This window comes from Rhodocyclaceae bacterium (genome assembly GCA_020248265.1).
Lineage (GTDB): Bacteria > Pseudomonadota > Gammaproteobacteria > Burkholderiales > CAIKXV01 > CAIKXV01.
The window spans coordinates 355,559-374,580 of record JADCHX010000002.1; the positions used below are offsets into that span (position 1 = coordinate 355,559).

General features: G+C 68.9%; 18 protein-coding genes. 7 read left to right on the forward strand and 11 right to left on the reverse strand.

Annotated elements, in window-relative coordinates; translation table 11 throughout:
* The first annotated feature begins 8 nt into the window (after nucleotides 1-8).
* Nucleotides 9-2,708 carry an HAD-IC family P-type ATPase gene (locus tag ING98_02480; GenBank protein ID MCA3100713.1) on the forward strand — a complete coding sequence of 900 codons (2,700 nt, stop codon included), beginning with the start codon at nucleotides 9-11 and terminating at the stop codon, nucleotides 2,706-2,708.
* Nucleotides 2,709-2,885: 177 nt separating this feature from the next.
* On the opposite strand, the gene ING98_02485 is transcribed toward ING98_02480, so the two are convergent.
* Together ING98_02485 and ING98_02490 are read right to left on the reverse strand one after the other, a co-directional pair.
* Entirely contained in the window at nucleotides 2,886-5,132 is a 2,247-nt protein-coding gene (locus tag ING98_02485; protein ID MCA3100714.1) for a xanthine dehydrogenase family protein molybdopterin-binding subunit, read from the reverse strand.
* 1 nt (nucleotide 5,133) lies between these two features.
* Nucleotides 5,134-5,589, reverse strand: a complete 456-nt coding sequence (locus ING98_02490) for a (2Fe-2S)-binding protein (GenBank protein MCA3100715.1) — start codon at nucleotides 5,587-5,589, stop codon at nucleotides 5,134-5,136.
* A 334-nt stretch (nucleotides 5,590-5,923) separates the two neighbouring features.
* On the opposite strand from ING98_02490, the gene ING98_02495 reads away from it, so the two are divergent.
* From ING98_02495 to ING98_02510, 4 genes are all read left to right on the forward strand, one after another.
* Nucleotides 5,924-6,304, forward strand: coding sequence for a hypothetical protein (locus ING98_02495; protein MCA3100716.1), 381 nt, complete (start codon nucleotides 5,924-5,926; stop codon nucleotides 6,302-6,304).
* A gap of 109 nt (nucleotides 6,305-6,413) precedes the next feature.
* On the forward strand, nucleotides 6,414-6,851 hold the full coding sequence (locus ING98_02500) for a cytochrome c5 family protein (protein ID MCA3100717.1): 438 nt from the start codon (nucleotides 6,414-6,416) through the stop codon (nucleotides 6,849-6,851).
* A gap of 54 nt (nucleotides 6,852-6,905) precedes the next feature.
* Nucleotides 6,906-8,204: a glycosyltransferase gene (locus ING98_02505; GenBank protein MCA3100718.1), complete on the forward strand. Its 1,299-nt coding sequence runs from the start codon at nucleotides 6,906-6,908 to the stop codon at nucleotides 8,202-8,204.
* Between the two features lie 62 nt (nucleotides 8,205-8,266).
* Nucleotides 8,267-8,662 (forward strand): DoxX family protein, encoded by a 396-nt coding sequence (locus ING98_02510; protein ID MCA3100719.1) that lies wholly within the window; start codon nucleotides 8,267-8,269, stop codon nucleotides 8,660-8,662.
* A gap of 8 nt (nucleotides 8,663-8,670) precedes the next feature.
* Here ING98_02510 and ING98_02515 read toward each other — a convergent pair whose 3' ends face one another.
* Nucleotides 8,671-9,417: an aspartate/glutamate racemase family protein gene (locus ING98_02515; protein ID MCA3100720.1), complete on the reverse strand. Its 747-nt coding sequence runs from the start codon at nucleotides 9,415-9,417 to the stop codon at nucleotides 8,671-8,673.
* 329 nt (nucleotides 9,418-9,746) lie between these two features.
* Between ING98_02515 and ING98_02520 the strand changes: the two genes are divergently transcribed.
* Nucleotides 9,747-10,673: a fused MFS/spermidine synthase gene (locus ING98_02520; protein ID MCA3100721.1), complete on the forward strand. Its 927-nt coding sequence runs from the start codon at nucleotides 9,747-9,749 to the stop codon at nucleotides 10,671-10,673.
* 84 nt (nucleotides 10,674-10,757) lie between these two features.
* Here ING98_02520 and ING98_02525 read toward each other — a convergent pair whose 3' ends face one another.
* Nucleotides 10,758-11,240 (reverse strand): cupin domain-containing protein, encoded by a 483-nt coding sequence (locus ING98_02525; GenBank protein MCA3100722.1) that lies wholly within the window; start codon nucleotides 11,238-11,240, stop codon nucleotides 10,758-10,760.
* Between the two features lie 72 nt (nucleotides 11,241-11,312).
* Between ING98_02525 and ING98_02530 the strand changes: the two genes are divergently transcribed.
* Nucleotides 11,313-12,371, forward strand: a complete 1,059-nt coding sequence (locus tag ING98_02530) for an alpha/beta fold hydrolase (protein ID MCA3100723.1) — start codon at nucleotides 11,313-11,315, stop codon at nucleotides 12,369-12,371.
* Nucleotides 12,372-12,473: 102 nt separating this feature from the next.
* On the opposite strand, the gene ING98_02535 is transcribed toward ING98_02530, so the two are convergent.
* The 7 genes from ING98_02535 to ING98_02565 form a co-directional block, all read right to left on the reverse strand.
* Nucleotides 12,474-13,409, reverse strand: a complete 936-nt coding sequence (locus ING98_02535) for a tripartite tricarboxylate transporter substrate binding protein (GenBank protein ID MCA3100724.1) — start codon at nucleotides 13,407-13,409, stop codon at nucleotides 12,474-12,476.
* A gap of 59 nt (nucleotides 13,410-13,468) precedes the next feature.
* The gene (locus tag ING98_02540) at nucleotides 13,469-14,476 is read right to left on the reverse strand and encodes a tripartite tricarboxylate transporter substrate binding protein (GenBank protein ID MCA3100725.1); all 1,008 of its coding nucleotides are present in this window, start codon (nucleotides 14,474-14,476) and stop codon (nucleotides 13,469-13,471) included.
* Nucleotides 14,477-14,490: 14 nt separating this feature from the next.
* The gene (locus tag ING98_02545; protein ID MCA3100726.1) at nucleotides 14,491-15,189 is read right to left on the reverse strand and encodes a class II aldolase/adducin family protein; all 699 of its coding nucleotides are present in this window, start codon (nucleotides 15,187-15,189) and stop codon (nucleotides 14,491-14,493) included.
* Between the two features lie 37 nt (nucleotides 15,190-15,226).
* Nucleotides 15,227-15,751, reverse strand: a complete 525-nt coding sequence (locus ING98_02550) for a hypothetical protein (GenBank protein ID MCA3100727.1) — start codon at nucleotides 15,749-15,751, stop codon at nucleotides 15,227-15,229.
* Nucleotides 15,752-15,768: 17 nt separating this feature from the next.
* Nucleotides 15,769-16,341 (reverse strand): TMEM165/GDT1 family protein, encoded by a 573-nt coding sequence (locus tag ING98_02555; GenBank protein MCA3100728.1) that lies wholly within the window; start codon nucleotides 16,339-16,341, stop codon nucleotides 15,769-15,771.
* 161 nt (nucleotides 16,342-16,502) lie between these two features.
* Entirely contained in the window at nucleotides 16,503-17,576 is a 1,074-nt protein-coding gene (locus ING98_02560) for a tripartite tricarboxylate transporter substrate binding protein (GenBank protein ID MCA3100729.1), read from the reverse strand.
* A gap of 111 nt (nucleotides 17,577-17,687) precedes the next feature.
* Nucleotides 17,688-19,022, reverse strand: coding sequence for a sensor histidine kinase N-terminal domain-containing protein (locus ING98_02565; protein ID MCA3100730.1), 1,335 nt, complete (start codon nucleotides 19,020-19,022; stop codon nucleotides 17,688-17,690).

The following is a 19,022-nucleotide window of genomic DNA, read 5'->3' on the forward strand; positions in this document are numbered from 1 at the left end:
CAAGCGAGATGACCAACGAGCGCTCCAACCCACCCCAGGCCTGGCATGCCTTGCAGGCAGACGCCGCCCTGGCACACCTGGGCTGTGAAGCCGGTGTCGGGTTGTCAGCGCCTGGCGCTGCGCAGCGCATGGTCGAGCACGGGCCGAACGCCTTGCCTGAAGCCGCCCGGCGCCCGGTCTTCCTGCTCCTGTTGAGCCAGTTCAAGAGCCCGCTGATCTACATCCTGTTCGTCGCTGCGGCACTGGCCAGCGCCATGGGTTACTGGGGCGACGCTGCCGTCATCCTGGGCGTCGTGCTGGCGAACGCCCTGATCGGCACTTGCCAGGAAGGGCGTGCCGAACGGTCGATGGCTGCGCTGCGCCGGCTGTCGACGCTGCAGGTGCGGGTTCTGCGCGAAGGCGCGGAAAGCACCATCGCAGCGCGCGACCTCGTGCCCGGCGACATCCTGCTGCTGGCTGCGGGCGACGCGGTGGGCGCGGACGCGCGGCTGGTGCAGGCGGCCTCGTTGGCCGCGGCCGAGGCGGCGCTCACCGGTGAGTCGGTGCCGGTACCGAAACACGTGGCACCGTTGCCCGAAGCCACGGGCCTGGCCGACCGCCGCAACATGGTGTTCTCCGGCACGTACATCACCGCGGGACGCGCACGCGCGGTGGTAACGGCGACGGGGATCCACACCGAGGTGGGTGGCATCGCGCGCCTGACCGAAGATGCACCGGAGCCGAAGACGCCCCTGGAGTTGCGCATCGCACAGTTCGGCCGCTATCTCGTGGTCGCCGCCCTGGTGCTGTTCGGGATCGTCATGGCGCTCGGCCTGGTGCGCGGGCTGCCCTTCGCCGACGTGCTGATGGTGGCGATCAGCCAGATGGTGTCGATGGTGCCCGAGGGCCTGCCGGTGGCGATGACCATCGCACTGGCTGTCGGCATGCAGCGCATGGCAGGGCGCGGTGCGATCATCCGTCGCCTCTCTGCGGTAGAGACCCTGGGATCGACCACGGTCATCTGCAGCGACAAGACCGGCACGCTGACCCGCAACGAGATGACCGTCAGCGTCTTGTGGCTGCCTGGCGGGCGGTCGGTCGCCGTCAGCGGCGTAGGGTACTCGCCGGAGGGCGCGCTCACCGAAGCCGGAGCCGCCATCGATCCTGGAGACACGGCCGTCCATGCGTTGCTGCAAGCCGTCGCGCTCTGCAACGACGCCGAACTGGTGCCGCCCCACGATGGCGCGACCCAGTGGACGGTTCTCGGCGATCCGACCGAGGCAGCGCTGCTCGTCGCCGCAGGCAAGGCCGGCATCGATGTGGGCGCCCTGCGCCGGCGATGCACTCGCGAAGCCGAGTTGCCCTTCGACTCCGATACCCAGATGATGGCGACACGTCACGGCGGCTTGCCGTCGCCACGCCGAGTGTTCATCAAGGGCGCACCGGAAGCCGTATTGCGCCTGTGCACGGCCGACGGCCAGGCAGCGCTCCAGGCGGCCCGGGAGGCTGCCGAAGGCATGGCGGCCCGGGCGCTGCGGGTGCTGGCTGTCGCAGTGGTGGCGGACGACGCACTCGAAGCGCAAGCGGGCTTCGATGCGCTGGCGGGTCGTGCCACGCTGCTCGGGCTGATCGGTCAGATCGACCCGCCGCGAGAAGAGGTCAAGGTGGCGGTCGCCCAATGTCGGGCAGCCGGTATCCGGCCCATCATGGTCACCGGCGACCACAAGCTCACGGGCCTGGCCATTGCCCGCGAACTGGGCATCGCGCGCGCAGGCGACCACGGCATCGACGGCGCCGAACTGGAACGGATGAACGAGGCCGAACTGCTGGAAGGCCTTGACCGCATCGTCGTGTTCGCGCGCGTGCATCCGGCGCAGAAGCTGCGCATCGTGGAAGCGCTCCAGTCGCGCGGCGACGTGGTGGCCATGACCGGCGACGGCGTCAACGACGCCCCGGCGCTGGCCCGCGCCGACGTGGGCGTGGCGATGGGCATCACCGGGACCGAGGTGGCCAAGAGTGCCGCCAGGATCGTGATCACCGATGACAACTTCGCGACCATCGTGGGTGCGGTCGAACAGGGCCGGGTGGTCTACGGCAACCTGAAGAAGGTGATCCTGTTCCTGTTCGTCACCTCGGTCGACGAGGTGCTGGTGCTGCTGCTGGCGCTGGTGGGTGGCTTTCCGTTGCCGCTGGCCGCGGTGCAGATCCTCTGGATCAACATCGTCACCGAGAGCACGCTGACGGTGAACCTGGTGATGGACCCGCCCGATGGCGACGAGATGGCTCGAGCGCCGGTGCCGCGCAACGACCGGTTGCTCGACCGCGCGATGCTTTGGCGCATCGCCCTGCTGGCGCCCATGGCCGTAGCCGCGACCTTCGGCTGGTTTGTCTGGAGGCAGAGCGTGGGCGTACCCTGCGAGATCGTGCGCACAGAAACGTTCACCATGCTGGCGGTGTGCCAGTGGTTCAACGTGCTGAACTGCCAGTCGGCGACGCGTTCGGCGTTGACCTTTCGCATCTTCAGGAACCGATGGCTGATCGGCGGGTTGGCCCTGAGCGTCGTGTTGCAGGCGCTGGTGTTGTACTGGCCGCCGTTGAACACGCTGTTTCACACGGTGCCGATTCCGCTCGCCGATCTGCTGCCCATCGTGGCCGTGGCGAGCGGCGTGCTGTGGATGGAGGAACTGCGCAAGGGTTTCATTCGATGGCGCAGAAGCCGCTCGGCTTGAAGAACGGCCCGCTCAGGGCGAGCGGGTAATCGAGAAACCCGCGCGCAACTGGCCCGGCAGCCACCGGTTGTCGTCGAGGATGCTCTCGCCGTAGCCATTGAAGTGGCAGGAGAGCAGGCTCGCGCACTCAGCGCGGACGCAATGACCGCTGGGAGCCGAACTGCAGCAGTGCGAAGCTCAGGCGCGCCTCTCCTGCAGCCCCTGCAGCACCCGCGCCGGCGTCAGCGGCAGGCGCCGAAAGCGGATACCGGTGGCATCGAACACCGCGTTGGCCAGCGCTGCACCCGTGGGTCCCTGAGAAGCTTCGCCAGTGCCGAGGAACGGCTGGCCAGGACGGTCGATCAGCACCACATCCACGGGCGGCACTTCCGAGAAGGTGAGGATCGGGTAGCTCGCCCAGTCCTCGGAGAGGATCCGGGTCTCGTCCATCTGCACCTCTTCCTTGAGCGTCCACGACAGCGACTGCACCAGCCCACCCTCGATCTGGTTGCTGACGCCATCCGGGCTGACGATATGCCCGCTGTCGGCGCTCGCCACCGCACGCAGCACACGGATGCTGCCGCTGCGCGAATCGACCTCGACCTCGAGCGCCACCGCGCAGTAGCCAGCGATGTTCTTGTACCGGGCGAAGGCGATGCCACGTCCCCGCCCGGGAGACCGCTTCCAGGTCGACCAGCCGAAGCGGTCGGCAGCCGCGCGGATCGCGTCGCGCGCACGCGGGTCATTCAGGTGCCGTACCCGATACTCGGCGGGGTCGCTGCCCGTCGCGTGGGCGAGTTCGTCCATGAAGGATTCGATCGCGAACACGTTGCCGTACGCGCCCAGCCCGCGATGCGAAGACACCCGCACCGGCATCTCGGTGATGAAGTGCGTGAGCACGTTCTGACCGGGGAAATCGTAGAGCGCGATCGCGTTGCGATCGGCTGCGTAGTTGGGCGCCCCGTTGTTCGCCGGCACTGGCTGCACGAACGGCTTGCCGAGATAGCCCGCCGGCAGCAGATTGCCCGGCTGGTTTGCAGGGCGGGTCGTGTGCGGCGTCGACCAGAGTTCGAAGTCCCAGTCGAGGACTTTGCCCTGCGCATCCAGGCCCGCCCGCGTGCGGATCAGCATGGCCGAACCGTAGGGCTCCCAGCGGTGCTCCTGCTCGCGCGTGTACTGGAATCGCACCGGACGGCCGGGCACCTGCACCGCGAGCAGCGCTGCATCGGCGGCGGCATCGTCGGCGAGGTTGTGCCCGTAGCAACCCGCGCCCTGCACATGCTGCAGCCGCACCCGCTCACGCGGCAACCCGAGCATCGCGGCGATCGCGGTCGCCGTCTCGAACACCGACTGGCTGTGGGTCTGCACGACCAGCGTGCCGTCCGCGCCCATCGTGGCCACGGCAGCAGAGGGACCGATCGAGGCATGCATCTGGTACGGGCGGAAGTAGGAGGCCTCGACCGTACGGATCACCTCGCCAGGCGTGGTGCGTGGCTGCCGGCGCGTGGGGATGTCACGGGCGATCGGTGCCGATCGCAGCCAGGCCTCCACCCCTTCGGTGCGCGGCAGCGCGGAGGGCGTCTCCCAGCGACAGCTGCGCGCGAGTGCCTCGGCCGCGGCATTCGCCTGCGATTCGCGCTGCGCGACCACGCCGAGGAAGCTGCCGTCGCGCACGACCTTGACGACGCCGGGCATGCGCTCCACGGCGGCGGTATCCGCTGCGAGCAGCCGCGCCCGATAGGTCGAAGGCCGCACCACCCGCCCGAACAGCAACCCTTCCGGGCGCAGTTCGTGCACGAACATCGCCTGGCCGAGGATCTTCGGCGTGAGGTCCAGCCGCGGTACGGAGCGCCCGATGTAGCGGTGCCCGGAACGCTTCGGCGGCACCTTGCCGGTGGCCTCACGGCGCAGTTCCTCGCCGGCGGGAAGATCCCAGTAGGTCGTGCGCGCACCGGTGTCGGCAATGACCACCGCATCGTCCACCCGCAGGTTCGCCATGGCGACGGCCAGCCGCGTCGACGCCAGCTCGAGCAGCGCCGCGCGCGCCTCGGCCGCGGCATGCCGAACCGCATTGCCGGAGTCAGGCATGGAGAACGAGCCGGCGGTCGTCCCTTCGTTGGGTACCACCGCCGTGTCGCCGGAGACGATGCGGATACGCTCGATGTTCACGTCCAGCTCATCGGCGCAGAGCTGCGCGAGGGCCGTGAGGATGCCCTGTCCCAGTTCGACCTTGCCCACCATAAGCAGGATCGAGCGGTCGGCCGGCTGCACCCGGATCCAGGCGTCGAGCCGGCGGTTGCGATCGAGGCTGCCAGGCAGGCGGGCTTTCGCGGGCTCCGCTGGCGTCTGGGCGAGCCCGCTCGGCAGGGGCAGCGAGAAGGCGAGCGTGAAGCCCCCGGACTGCCGCAGGAAGCGCCTGCGGTCGCTGCGAGCGACACCAGCCATGTCAGGCTCCCTTCGCCGCGCGCAATACCGCGCGCACGATGCGGTTGTGCGCGCCGCAGCGGCACAGGTTGCCGTCGAGTGCCGCGCGCACCTGCGCGTCGCTCGGCTTCGGGTTGCGCTGGAGCAGCGCCTGCGCCTGCAGGATGATGCCGGAGGTGCAGTAGCCGCACTGCGCGGCCTGCTCGTCGATGAACGCCTGCTGCAGCCGACCCGGGCGACCGCCCTCGGCAAGCCCGGCGAGCGTGGTGATGGTGCGTCCGTCGGCTGCCGACAGCGGCAGCACGCAGCTGCGTACCGGGTTTCCGTCCATCAGCACGGTGCAGGAGCCGCACTGCGCCTTGCCGCAGCCGTACTTGGGGCCGTCGGCCCCGAGATCGTTGGCGAGGACCTGCAGCAGTGGCTCGCCGGAAGGCAGTGCAACCTGCACGGCGCGTCCGTTCAGCGTGAAACGGGTCATGGACTCCTCCTGACGGCGCCGGCTCGCGGGAGGCCGCGGCAGGCTTGTATTGTTGTCGCTGGCATTCTATCAGCGCTCCTGCAAGCCGCCCGGCCACGAAAAGGCGGCCGATGCTGCAATCGACAGATCCCTTGATCCTCATCAACAGGCGGCGGGCCCGGGCCTGCCACGATCGTGCAGTCGACATCCTGTTCGATCGCCTGCTCGCCGAACCCTGGGGCCCTGCATTGCGCCGGCTGCGCGTCGGCGTGCGAGCGCCAGGCGCAGACGGGCGGCGGCACCTTTGCCGGGCTGTTCCCCATTCAACAGTTCCCCTCTTTGCAGGAGTGCCCAGATGACCTTGTTCCATGCAGTCGTCCGTATCGACCACCATGCCGCCCAGATCCTGCAGTTCGACCAAGACCACATCGAGGCGCAGACACTCAGGGCGCACAATCACCCGACGCGCCAGCATGGCAGCCAGCTGCGCACCGAGCACGAATTCTTCGGTGCGGTCTGCGACGCGCTCGCCGGCACAGGCGAGGCGCTGGTGGTCGGCTCGAAGACGGCGCAGACCGACTTCAGGCACTACGTCGAGAAGCACCGGCCGCAAACCCTGCCGCAGATCGTCGGCTACGAAACGATCGACCAGCCCAGCGACGCGCAACTCGTCGCACTGGCCCGGAAGTACTTCGTGAAGCACGACCGAATGACCGGCCGGCCTACGCCGACCTGACAGCCGGGATCGCGGCGCGAGTGGGTCAGGCGACGCTGCCATGCAGCGTACGCGCGGCGGAGGAATGGGAGTAGAGTGGACCAGGGAGTCACGGTTGGAGGCTGAACACATGACGGTATCGATCCATCCACTCGCCCTCGCCCGTCCGGGCAGGCGCGCTTCACTGCTGGTACTGATGGTCGGGCTGTTGGCGCCAGCAGCATTTGCCGCCGAGACGGCCGCCTCCGGCGAGCAGGTCTACAAGCAGGTGTGCATGGCCTGCCACGCCGCTGGCGTCGCCAACGCGCCGAAGCTCGGCGACCGCACGGCCTGGGCGCCGCTGATCAAGGAAGGCCAGGAGGTGCTTACCGCGCATGCCTGGGTGGGTGTGCGCGCAATGCCACCCAAGGGCGGTCAGGCGGATCTGCCTCTGGATGCGTTCGCACGTGCCACGGCTTACATGGCGCGCGCAGCCGGCGGCAACTGGAAGGATCCCGATGCCGCGATACTCGGCCGCATCCGTGCCGAAGAGGTCAAGCGAATCGCGCAGATGAAGGCGATGAAATAGGGACGGGGGTGCCTCCGTCCACGACTTCGCGTTCATCATGCAGCAGGTGATCCATTGGCAGCTGAACATCCGGTAGCACCGGCTCGACGCGCGCGCGTTCTGCTGCACTGTATCGGCAGCGCAGGCGACGTGCTGCCGTTCATCGCGATCGGCCGGCAACTGGTCGAGCTTGGTGTCGACGTGACGCTGGCGACCAGCGCGTATTTCGAACCGCAGGCGCACGCAGCCGGCGTGCCGCTGTGCGCGCTCGGGACGCCGGAAGACTACCGCGCGGCACTCGCCGATCCGCTGCTCTGGGACCCGGCACGCGGCATCAGCCGGTTGTGGGCGCGCGTCCTGCACGCGGCGCCACGCGCACTGGAGGCAATGATGCCGTGGACCGAGGACCCGCACTGCCTGCTGGTCGGCTCTACGCTCGCGCTGGCTGTGCGTATCGCTGCTGAGCGCGGGCATCCGCGTACGGCGAGCGTGCACCTGTCACCACTGTGTCTGCTCTCGGCGCACGACTTTCCGTGTGTCCCCGGAGGCGGCTGGGTGCGCCGCCTGCCGCTGGCGGCTCGGCACGGCGCACTCGGTGTCATGGCGTGGCAGCTCGATCGGATGGTCGCGCCCGGTCTCAACGCGCTGCGGGCGCAGTACGGGCTGTCACCGTCGCGCGAAGTCCATCGGCACTGGTTGCATTCGCCCCACACGGTGATCGCGGCCTTCCCCGAGTGGTTTGCCCCCGCCCAGCCCGACTGGCCAGCCCATGGCGAGCAGTGCGACTTCGCGCTGCCGTGGCCTGGCGACGCAGCACCCGGTTCACAAGGGCTATCCCCTGAGCTGGAGGCATTTATTGCCGCTGGCCCGGCACCGGTGGTGTTCACCGCAGGCACCGGAATGGCGCAGCCCGAGCGATTTCTCGCGTGTGCGGTCGACGCGGTGCGCCGTGCCGGCTGCCGAGGGCTGCTGGTGAGTGCGCTGGCCGATGCATTCCCGGCGGACTTGCCGGCGTCGATGATGGCGATCCGCCGTGCGCCGTTTGCCCGATTGCTGCCGCGCTGTGCGGCGATCGTCCACCACGGTGGCATCGGCACCGTCGCCAGCGCGCTGGCGGCGGGTATTCCGCAACTGATCGCGCCGTTCGCCTACGACCAGTTCGACAACGCTGCACGGATCGAGCGTATGGTCGCGGGACGACGGGTGTCCGCGCGCAACGCTGGCGACTGGGCGACGGCACTGCGTGAGGTGAGCGGCGAATGTACCGAGCGCGCGCAGGCACGCCGGCTTGCGCAGCGGATGGCCAGTGCCCCCGCTGGGGCGCGTCGAATCGCCGAGCGGCTGCGTGCGCTCGCTGCACCGGCGGGTCGCTAGCGCCGCGCGGCGGTATTCGCCATGGTATGGTTTCGACCGTCGTGTAATCTTTTGCAGGATGCATGCACTCGCTCGTAGCGCTCGATATCGCATTGCTCGCCCTGCGACTGGCCATCGGTGCCGGCTCGTTCGTGCATGGCTGCAACAAGCTCGGCCATGTCGGACGCTTTGCCCAGGCCCATGGATTACCGACCTGGCTGGCGGGCCTGGCCACCGGTGTTCAGATCGGTGGTGGCGCTGCGCTGGTGCTCGGGTTGGCGACGCCGCTTGCGGCTGCCGGCCTGACCGTGTTCGGGGCCTGGGCGACCCGTGAACTGATCTGGCGCAAGCGCGAGCCGTTCGCTGCCCCAGGGCAGCACAGCTGGGACGCCGGCCTGATGTACACGGTGATTCCGCTGGTGCTGCTGCTGCTCGGGCCGGGCAGGCTGTCGCTCGACCACCTGTTGGTCGGCGTCTGAGCAGGCGCTCAGCGCCGATCGACCGGTGCCATCGGTGCGAATACGCCGTCGTAGCGCTTCGCCCGCGGTGGCGCATAGGCGCCCCGACGAGAGGTCGAAAGGCCCAACCCGACCAGTGACTCGGCGAGCTTGACTGCGGCGGCGACGCCGTCCACTACCGGTACCCCATGCTCGCGTGCGAGATCACGGGCGAGGTCGGTCATGCCTGCACAGCCGAGCACGATCGCCTCGCTGCGGTCTTCGCGCAGCGCCGCGGCGATCTCGGCCGAGATGCGGGCGCGGGCATCGGAACCGGGCTGTTCCAGCGCCAGCACCGGCACCTCGGCTGCGCGCACCCGGGCGCAGCGGGCGGCCAGCCCGTAGCGCAACAGATTGTGCTCGATCGCCGCGATCGAGCGCGCGAGCGTGGTCACCACGCTGAAGCGGGTGCACAGCAGGCTGGCCAGATGGAAGGCTGCCTCGCCGATGCCGATCACCGGCGAAGCCGTCAGGCAGCGAGCGGCATCCAGTCCGGTGTCATCGAAGCAGGCGATGACATAGGCGTCGGCAGGCCCGGCGCGCTCGGCACCGGCAATCAGCGAAAGGATGCCGGGTACCGAGAACGCCTCGTCATAGTAGCCCTCGATCGACTCCGGGCCGTCCGGCGGTTGAAGTGCGATCAGCGCGGTACCGGCACCGGCCGCCGCGCGCGCGGCGTGCCCGATCTTTTCGGTCATCGATACCGTCGTGTTCGGATTGATTACCAGAAGCTTCATGGAGGCGTCTCTATCGTCGGATCGGCAGGTGCGCCTGCCAGGGTGGCAGCGGTGCGCAGGCAGCATGCGTCGTACGCGACTGCAAGCTCCACCTGGGGCAGCCGGGTCGCTGCCCAGGCAGTTTGCATTCACGCGCAGCGTTCAGCAAATGCACCGCCTGCCGGCAACCGCTTCAGATCGGACGCCGAGCGCACCGTACGCCCGGATCCTGAGCAACGCGATCGTTCAGGAGTGACGCCGCCCGCGGGAGCCAGCCGCCGCTGCTATGCTAGACGCGCAGCGGGGTCCTGCCGATCGGCGGCCACAGCCCGCGCCCGGAGGCTCGCCCCATGCATCCCCCGATTCCCTGGAACCGCCGACGGCGCACTGCACCGCTTGCGTGCAGCCTGCTTGCGCTGCTCTTTCTGACATGGAGCCTCGGCGCGTTCGCACAGGTCGCGGAGCGGGTGATCCACACGGCGCCATCGCGCTTCAGCGACCTGCTGGTGGTCAGCGAGGACAGCGACGGGCTGCGATCACTCCGGTTCGAGATGTATGGCGCACGGCAGAGCGTGGTGAAGCCCGGTGATCCGGACCACCTCGAGCTTGCGTATGCACGGGCAATCCTCGCCGTGTTCACCTGGAAGCCGGAACCGCGGCGGATCCTGGTCGTCGGTCTCGGTGGGGGCACGATCCCGATGTTCATGCGCAAGCACCTGCCGGACGCGGACATCGACGTGATCGAGCTGGATCCGGCGGTAGTCGAGGTCGCGCGCTCCCATTTCGGGTTCCGCGACGACCGGCGCCTGAAGGCGCACGTCGGCGACGGCCGACACTGGATAGAACGCGCAAACAGCCGGTACGACCTGATCGTGATCGATGCCTTCGGTGCGCATGCCGTGCCGTATGCGCTCGCGACACGCGAGTTCCTTCTCGCGGTGCAACAGTCGCTGGCGGCAGACGGCGTTGCCATCGCCAACATGTGGGGCCGGTCTGCCAACCCGCTGTACGACGACATGGTCTCCACCTACCTGTCGGTGTTCCCCGCCGTGTCGGTGATGGATGTCGCCGGTTCCGGCAACAGGCTGATACTCGCCAGCCGTTCGACGGCAGTACCGGACCTGGACGAGGCGACCGCGCGCGCCAGTGGCCTCAACGCGCGGTTCAGGCTGCGCCACGACCTGGCGGCAATGGTCAGGCGGGGATTGCGGCAGGCCGATCGCGACGAGCGTGGCGGTTCGGTGCTGACCGACGCCGAACGCCCCGTCCGGCCTTAGGTCCAGGCAGGCCCTGCACCCACGGCCCGCCTGGAGCTGGCAGCGGGCAGCAGGCAAGGGCCCGCGAGCCCGCACCGCCGGCGGTCAGTGGCCGGCGGTCTTGTCGTTGTTGTGCTCGGTCCAGCCGGTGGTCTTCGCACCTTCGGTGGCAATCAGCACGTAGGCCATCACGCAGTCGACCGTGCCCGGATTGCGCCAGTTGTGGTTGGTGCCGAGCTGGATCACGACGTCACCCGCCTTCAGGTGCACCGAGCCCTCGTCCATTTCCATGATCATCTCGCCGGCGATGCAGATCGCGTAGTCGACCGAGTCGGTGGCGTGCCAGCGCGGCACGTTGCCCGGCGCGTAGACGCCGAAGCGGAACACGGACCCGCCGGCCAGGCTGGTGCCCAGTTCCCAGGTGTTCGGATCGTCGGTGGCCGTCTCGGCCGGCAGCTTTCTGGTCGCCCACAAGGGGATGTTGTCGAAGCCGGGACGCACGTTCTTCGGCTCGATCTGGGTATCCCACTTGATGCAGCTCTTGCCTTCCTTGTTGAAGCCGGTGACAACGCGACGGAAAGTCTTCATGGGTCCTGTCCTGTGTTGGGGTCCGTTGGAGCCGTCGAGTATATTCCGGACCAACGAACGAGGAGGTGGCCGATGGCTCGCGATCCGATGGTGAACCTGATCTTTTCCCATTTCACGCCGCGCTATGTCGCCACCGGCGTGGATCCGAACGACCTCGAGCGCCTGGTCTCGCGCATCGAACGGTGGGACGACTGGTGCAGCATCTGGTCGGACGAGGCGCGCCGGCACGAGAAGCATGCCGCCGAATCGGCCACGCTCGGACGCCGGCTGACCGCCGCCGAGAGCCATCTGCGTGCCGCGATCTACTACCACTACGCGAAGCACCTGTTCGCAGCGGCCCCGGGCGAGTATCGCGCCGCGCACGACAACATGCTCCGCTGCTACACGGCAGCCGCGCCGGACCTCGACCCGCCGATGCTGCGCGTCGAGTTCCCGTTCGAAGACACGCACCTGGTCGGCTGGTTGCGTCGGCCGCGCGGCGGCGTGCGCGCGCCGGTGGCGATCATCCTGCCCGGCCTCGACGCCTGCAAGGAAGAGTTGCACGCATGGAGCGATGCCTTCCTGGACCGTGGCATGGCGACGCTTACGCTCGACGGCCCAGGCCAGGGCGAGACCGCATTCCACCTGCCGATCCGCACCGACTGGGGACGGGTGATCGGCGCGGTGATAGACGTGCTGGAACGGCGCGACGATGTCGATGGCGGCCGCGTCGGCGTCGTCGGCCAGAGCCTGGGGGCCTTCTATGCGCCGCTGGCCGCCTCGGGAGAACCACGCCTGAAGGCCTGCGTCGCCAACTGCGGGCCGTTCGACTTCGCGCCGGTGCTGCCGCAGATGCCGCTGGTGTCGCAACAGGTGTTCAGCGCGCGGGCACACGCACTCACGCAGGCGCAAGCCGATGCCGCCGCCGCACAGCTCACGCTGGACGGCAAGGCACAGCACATCCGCTGCCCGCTGCTCATCGTGTTCGGCGGCGGCGACCGCATCATCCCGCCCGCCGAAGGCGAACGGCTGGCGAAGGCCGCCTCCGGCCCGACCGAACTCGTCGTCTACGAAGACGGCAACCATGTCTGCTTCAACATCAGCTACCGCTTCCGCCCGCTGACCGCCGACTGGATGGCCGAGCACCTCTGACCACGAAATGCGAAATCCGTGTCTGACCACACTTGCGTTCCGCATTGACATCCCGCGACCCGGAACCAGGGTCAGACACGGTTTTCCGGCTGCTGATGCGCGTCAGTCGGCCTTGATGCCGGCGCTGCGGATCACGCCGGCCCAGCGCGCCATATCGTCGCGGATGTAGGTGGCCGCCTGTGCGGCCGTGGAGGACATCGGCTCACCGCCGATGCCCGCCAGCCGCTCGCGCGCCTCGGGCGTGCCCATCGCCTTGACCGCAGCCGCATTGAGCCGGTCGATGATCCCCGCCGGCGTATCGCGCGGTGCGAGCAGCGCGTACCAGCCCTCCGCCATCAACTGAGGATAGCCGACCTCCGATGCGGTAGGCACCTCGGCCATGTAGGCGAGCCGATTGCGGTCGAGCACCGCCAGTGCGCGCAACCGGCCATCCTTGACGTACGAGGCCGCACTGGACGACGAGACGACGACGACATCCACTTCGCCGGCCATCGCACCCGCAAGCGAGATCGTCGCGCTCTTGTAGGGCACATGCAGCATCTTCATACCCGCCAGCGCCTGCAGGAGTTCGGCCGCCAGGTGCGGCGTCGAGCCGACCCCGCCCGATCCATAGTTGAGCTTGCCGGGGTACCGGCGTGCCAGGGTGACCAGTTCCTTCAGGGTCCTGGCCGGCACCGATGGATGCACAACCAGCACGCGCGGGATCGACGCGACCATCGCAACGGCGGTGAAGTCCTTGACCGGATCGTAGCGAACCCGCGGATTGAGCAACGGGTTGAGCACCAGCGGCGTCCCGGACATCAGCAGCGTATGGCCATCGGGTGCTGCGCGGGCGACCGCCTCGTGCGCGATGTTGCCGCCGGCACCGAGCCGCTGGTCGGACACGACTGGCTGGCCCAGCGTAACGGAGAGCCCCTGGGCGAGCAGGCGTCCGACGACGTCGGTGCCACCGGCGAAAGACAGCACCAGCCGGATCGGCCGCGTCGGGTACTCCTGCGTCTGCGCGATCGCGGGCGGAACCGCTGCGACAGCCACCACGACAGCCACCACGGGGACAACCGCGGCGAGGCCTCGATGGTGCCCGCCCCCGCTCGGGTTCATTCCGCCTTCACGCCCGCGTCGCGGATCACCTTGCCCCAGCGCACCATCTCGTCGCGGATGAATGCCGCCGCCTGCGAGGGCGTGGTGGACATCGGTTCGCCGCCGATCCCGGCGAGGCGTTCGCGCGTCTCCGGCGCGTTCATCGCCTTCACCGATTCGGCATTGAGCCGCTCGACGATCGCCACCGGCGTGTCGCGCGGCGCGAGCACCGCATACCAGTTGACGGCGAGCAGTTGCGGGTAGCCCGCCTCCGCGGCGGTGGGTACATCGGGCATCGACCCGACGCGCTTGCCGTCGAGCACCGCCAGGGCACGCAGCCGGCCGTTCTTCACGTACGGCGCGGCACTGGAGGACGCGACCACCACGACATCGACCTCGCCGACCATCGCCCCGGTCAGCGCGATGGTGGCGCTCTTGTACGGCACATGCAGCATCCGGATACCGGCGAGGGACTTCAGCAGTTCCGAGGCCAGGTGCGGCGTCGATCCGACGCCACCCGAGCCGTAGCTCAGCTTGTCCGGATTACGGCGCGCCAGTGCGACCAGGTCCTTGATCGATTTCGCCGGCACCAGCGGATGCACCACCAGCACGCTGGGTATCGCCGCGACCACCGCCACCGGCGTGAAATCGCGTACCGGATCGAAGCCGACCTTCGGGTTGAGCAACGGATTCAGTACGACCGGCGGTGCCGCCATCAGCAGCGTGTAGCCATCCGGCGCGGCCTTGGCCACCGCCTCGTGCGCGATGTTGCCGCCGGCGCCCAGGCGCTGGTCGGCAAGCACCTGCTGGCCCAGCGACGCCGACAGCCGCTGCGCGAGCAGCCGCGCGACCACGTCGGTGCCGCCGGCAAACGGCAGCACCAGCCGGATCGGGCGGTTGGGGAAATCACCGCCCTGCCCCTGCGCCCGGCCGGGCGTCGGCAGGCCGCCTGCCAGCAGCACGGCCGCCAGCACGCCGGCGCTGGCTGCCAGGCTGCGGCCGCGGATACCACGCATCGTCGTCATGTTCCGTTCTCCAGTCACTGGCCGGTGGCCTCGGCCGCTTCATCCGCTTCCAGCAGCGCCCAGACACGGCGAAACGGCCCGCGGCTACGCACCAGTTCCTCGCCGGCATCCTTCGCCAGGTCGTCCTCGATCCACACCGGCTCGCCGATCTGCGCGCTGATGACCGCGCGGTGCGCGTTCTCCTCGAACAGGAAGGCACCGGCAACCATCTCCTCGATCGTTCCACCGGTGATCGCCGCACCATGCGCGCGCATCAGCACTGCACGGTGCGGGCCAAGCGCCTTAACCAGCGCCTGGCCGCGCTCGGGAGTACTGACCAGGCGCGGATCATGGTAGGTCGGCACACCGTCGTGGAACAGCGTGCCCATCAGGTGGATCGGCTTGAGCGTCGGTCGCGAACTGGTCGTGAACGCGGTCGAATACATGCCGTGGTAGTGCACCAGGCTGCCGACGTCCGGCCTTGCCCTGAGGATCTCGAGGTGGATCGGATACTCGCCCGGCATGTCGCCCTTGCCGGATACGCGCCGGCCCTCGAGGTCGTACACGAGGAAGTCTTCCGGGTGCGCATCCGGCCCGAGCGAGTGGCGCGTGATCATCCACTGGTCGCTGTCCGGGATGCGCGCGCTGATGTGGCCGAAGCCTTCGATGAAGCCGCGGCGGTAAAGGAAGCGCCAGGCCTTCATCATCGTGCTGATCATCGCATCGCTGCTCATGCCGCTGTTCTCCCCTGGTTGCTCCGCGGTGCGCCGTTCAGCGCCCGGGGTCTATCGCCGCCAGCAGCGCCCGATAGCCATCGGTCGCCGCGTTCGCCCGCTCGTCCGACTCGAGGTAGACGCAGTATCCGCTGCCGCCGAGCGGCCCTGAAAGGGTCCAGCCCTCTCCGACCGCCGCACCCGCCAGTTCGACGAACACGTCGAGCGGCGAATTCTCCCAGTGGCTGTAGGCGACCAGCGCATCGGGCAGCGCCATCGACTCGGCCAGCCCGAGCGCATTATCGGCGAACTCCGCGACATCCTCTGCGCTGGAGGCGAGGTCCGAGAAATCCGACCAGGCCGCAGCGAACTCGTCGTAGACCGGGCTGCCTTCGATCACATCGTCCCACACCCACGCACGGAGGTGGTTGCAGGTGTCGCCCGCAGCGGGGCTGTTGAAGTAGCCGCACAGCGGGCAATTCTCGCCATCGTCCTCGGCGCCGTCGCGGCCGGGACCGCCAGCCTCGGCGCCATCGGAGTCGTCGTCGCCGTCATCCCGGCTGCGTTCGCTGCCTGCGCTCATGTCGCCTCCTGCCCTGCTCAGAAAAGGTTGTCGATGCCGAACAGCGTCAGCACGCCCATCGCCGCGAAGATGGCGGCTGCGATCGAGTGCACCAGCTTCATCGGGATCTTCGCCGCAAAGCGGTTGCCGACGAACACGGCCGGCACATCCGCGACCAGCATCCCCAGCGTGGTCCCGATGACCACCAGCAGCGGCGCGGCGTAGTGAGCAGCCAGCGCGACGGTCGCGATCTGCGTCTTGTCACCCATTTCCGCAAGGAAGAAGGTGACCAGCGTCGCCCCGAACACCCCGAGGTGCTTGGCGACCTGCGTCTCTTCGTCCTCGATACGGTCGGGGATCAGCGTCCAGATCGCCATGCCGATGAACGACAGACCGAGGATCCAGCGCAGCGCGCCCGGGCTGACCACCGAGGTGATCCAGGCTCCGAGCGCACCGGCGAGCCCGTGGTTGATCAGCGTCGCGCACAGGATGCCGGCGATGATCGGCAGCGGCTTCTTGAAACGAGCGGCGAGGATGAACGCCAGCAGCTGCGTCTTGTCGCCGATCTCGGCGAGTGCGACCACCCCGGTCGATATGAGCAATGCTTCCATCGGGAACTCCACGGCCGGGGACGAGCGATGACCGCACACGCCTCCCGGCCATCCAGGGGCGCTGCGGTCAAAGGTCTTGCCATGCGTGGGCCGACCGATGGAGGATACCCCGGAACGGACCCCGAGGTCGTCCAGCTTCGCGCGGAGACATCAGCGTCGAATCACTCGGGCTGTATGCCCGCAGCCTTCACTACCTTCGCGATCCGGGCGACGTCGTCCTTGATCTGCGCGACGAAGGCTGGCTGGCTGACCGGGAATGCATCCGCGCCGAGCTGCAGCAGCCGCTCCTTCAGGTCGGGCGCGTTCAGCGCCTTGTTCAGGGTCTCGCTCAGGCGCGACACCAGCGCCGGCGACAGGTTGGCCGGCGCATGCAGCCCGGACCAGAAGTTCAGCGTCGCCTCGGGAACGCCCGCCTCGGCGAAGGTCGGCACCTCAGGCATCAGCGCCGCGCGCCGCGGCGACAGCACTGCCAGTGCACGTACCTTGCCCGCCTTGATGTGGTTGATCGCCGCCGGCAGCGTGTCGAACACCATCGACACGTTACCGCCGATCACGTCCGGGTATGCGGCGGCCGAGGTCTTGTACGGCACATGCACCATGTCGGAACCGGTGACCGAACGCAGCAGTTCGCCAGACAGGTGTCCGATGCTGCCGACACCGGCCGAGCCGTAGCTGAGCTTGCCCGGGTTCGCCTTAGCGAAGGCAAGCAGGTCGCCCAGCGACTTGAACGGCAGGCCGGCATGGATCGCGAGCACGTTCGGGGCATAGGTGACGATGCCGATCGGCGTCAGCCCGTTCACCGGGTCGTAGCCGAGCTTCTTCACCAGGAAGGGCCCGATCGCGATCGTCGAGACGCTCGACAGCAGCAGCGTGTAGCCGTCGGCCGCCGCGTTCGCGACGAACTCGCTGCCGACCGCACCGCCGGCACCGGCGCGGTTCTCGATGACCACCGGCTGGCCGAAGAGTTCGCCCATCTTCTGCCCGAGGGCACGACCCACGATGTCCGACACGCCACCCGCTGCGAACGGGACTACCAGGCGGATCGGCTTGTTCGGGAACGCCGCCTGCGCGTACGCTGCCGAGGGAAGCATCGCCGACACCAGTCCTCCGGCAGCAGCGCAGGCCCCCGCAGCCAGCGCGCGGCGCCGACCCTCGCCGCCGGGCGGCAGCAGACCATCGCAGGTTGCCGTCGAAGTGGACGATCCGGGGTGGGCGGCGGCGGGTGCTCGGGGCATCGTGGATCCTTTCGGAATGTGGAAGAACACGCGTTGCCAGCATGCACGAATCCTGCCAGCAGTGACACCCCCGGCCGGCCGGCGGCAGCCGCCACTCGCAGGCCGAGCCGATCAGCCGAGGGGAACCCGGACTTCGATGCTCGTGCCCGCGCCCGCGGCCCCGCAGGCGATCGAGATGCTGCCCCCGAGCCGGTCGACGACCTCGCGAACGATGGACAGGCCGAGACCACTGCCCACGCCAGCCGCTCCCGGCACCCGGTAGTAGGGCTCGAACACACGGTCGCGCAGGGCCTCGGGGATACCCGGGCCGGTATCGGACACCGTGAGCAGCACCTCGGCACCCGCACGCTCGAGCGAGATCGACACCGCGCTGCCCTGCGCCGAGTAGCGCATCGCGTTGTCGATCAGGTTGCCGACCATGCTGGACAGGGCGGAAGCATCCGCCACTCGGGTGCAGGAGTCGTCGCACAGCGACACGTCCAGCCGGTGTCCGGTGGCCCTGGCAGCTGCCTCGCGCTGGCGCACCGCGTCGGCCACGACCTCGCGCAGCGGCACCGCCGCCTGCTCCGCTGCCGGTCGCCCTGCCCGGCTGAACGCCAGCATCTGCTCGGCCAGGTGGGCAGTACGCTCCACGCCTTCGAGCACGCGTGCCAGCGACGCGGCGCGCTCGGCTTCGTCTCGCGCCCGCTGCAGGTTCTGGGCATGCAGGCGCAGCGCCGCCAGCGGCGTGCGCAGTTCATGGGCAGCGGCGTCGACGAAGCGGCGCTCCCGGTCCAGTGCCTGCCGAACCCGCTCGAGCAGCCTGTTCAGCGCAGCCATCAGCGGCGCGATCTCGGCCGGCACGCGCGACAGCTGGATCGGGCCGAAGGCCTGCGGCGAACGTGCGCCTATGCGCACCGCCAGTTCGGACAGCGGCGCCAGGCCGTAGCGGATCAGCGCGGCGCTGGCAGAGAGCACCAGAAGCAGGCCGATCAGCATCGGCGCAATCACCGCCCAGCCCAGTTCATCGGTCAGTTCGGAGCGCGCGTCGTCGCGCTCGCCGGCGACGATCCACACGCCACCGCTCGACAGGGCGAACACCCGCCACAACCGGCCGTCGATCACCCGGCCGGAGAAGCCCGGTTCGAGCGCCGAGATCGGCTCCTGCGGCGCCGAACTGGAACGCGCGATCAGGCGTGGCGGCGAGCCCTCGACGACGCGCCAGACCTGATAGGCAATATGCGTCTCGTAGTAATGACCGAGTGCGGTCGGATCGTCGCGATGCTGGCCATTATCGGCCAGCGGCGCCGGCAGCGACATCACCAGCGGCGCCTCGATGGTCGCGGTCTCGACCGACCGCGCGATCAGGCTCTCGATCACCCGGGCAGACGTCGCCAGCCGCGCATCGAACAGCTCCTCGGCCTCTTTCTGGCCAGCCATGAAGGACAGCAGCGCGCTGATGCCCAT

Bases quoted from the DNA above. Each gene is read 5' to 3' on its own strand.
- ING98_02480 (MCA3100713.1), top strand. From the start codon at position 9: ATGACCAACGAGCGCTCCAACCCACCCCAGGCCTGGCATGCCTTGCAG.
- ING98_02485 (MCA3100714.1), bottom strand. From the start codon at position 5,132: ATGGCTGGTGTCGCTCGCAGCGACCGCAGGCGCTTCCTGCGGCAGTCC.
- ING98_02490 (MCA3100715.1), bottom strand. From the start codon at position 5,589: ATGACCCGTTTCACGCTGAACGGACGCGCCGTGCAGGTTGCACTGCCT.
- ING98_02495 (MCA3100716.1), top strand. From the start codon at position 5,924: ATGACCTTGTTCCATGCAGTCGTCCGTATCGACCACCATGCCGCCCAG.
- ING98_02500 (MCA3100717.1), top strand. From the start codon at position 6,414: ATGACGGTATCGATCCATCCACTCGCCCTCGCCCGTCCGGGCAGGCGC.
- ING98_02510 (MCA3100719.1), top strand. From the start codon at position 8,267: ATGCACTCGCTCGTAGCGCTCGATATCGCATTGCTCGCCCTGCGACTG.
- ING98_02515 (MCA3100720.1), bottom strand. From the start codon at position 9,417: ATGAAGCTTCTGGTAATCAATCCGAACACGACGGTATCGATGACCGAA.
- ING98_02520 (MCA3100721.1), top strand. From the start codon at position 9,747: ATGCATCCCCCGATTCCCTGGAACCGCCGACGGCGCACTGCACCGCTT.
- ING98_02525 (MCA3100722.1), bottom strand. From the start codon at position 11,240: ATGAAGACTTTCCGTCGCGTTGTCACCGGCTTCAACAAGGAAGGCAAG.
- ING98_02530 (MCA3100723.1), top strand. From the start codon at position 11,313: ATGGCTCGCGATCCGATGGTGAACCTGATCTTTTCCCATTTCACGCCG.
- ING98_02540 (MCA3100725.1), bottom strand. From the start codon at position 14,476: ATGACGACGATGCGTGGTATCCGCGGCCGCAGCCTGGCAGCCAGCGCC.
- ING98_02545 (MCA3100726.1), bottom strand. From the start codon at position 15,189: ATGAGCAGCGATGCGATGATCAGCACGATGATGAAGGCCTGGCGCTTC.
- ING98_02550 (MCA3100727.1), bottom strand. From the start codon at position 15,751: ATGAGCGCAGGCAGCGAACGCAGCCGGGATGACGGCGACGACGACTCC.
- ING98_02555 (MCA3100728.1), bottom strand. From the start codon at position 16,341: ATGGAAGCATTGCTCATATCGACCGGGGTGGTCGCACTCGCCGAGATC.
- ING98_02560 (MCA3100729.1), bottom strand. From the start codon at position 17,576: ATGCCCCGAGCACCCGCCGCCGCCCACCCCGGATCGTCCACTTCGACG.
- ING98_02565 (MCA3100730.1), bottom strand. From the start codon at position 19,022: ATGGGCATCAGCGCGCTGCTGTCCTTCATGGCTGGCCAGAAAGAGGCC.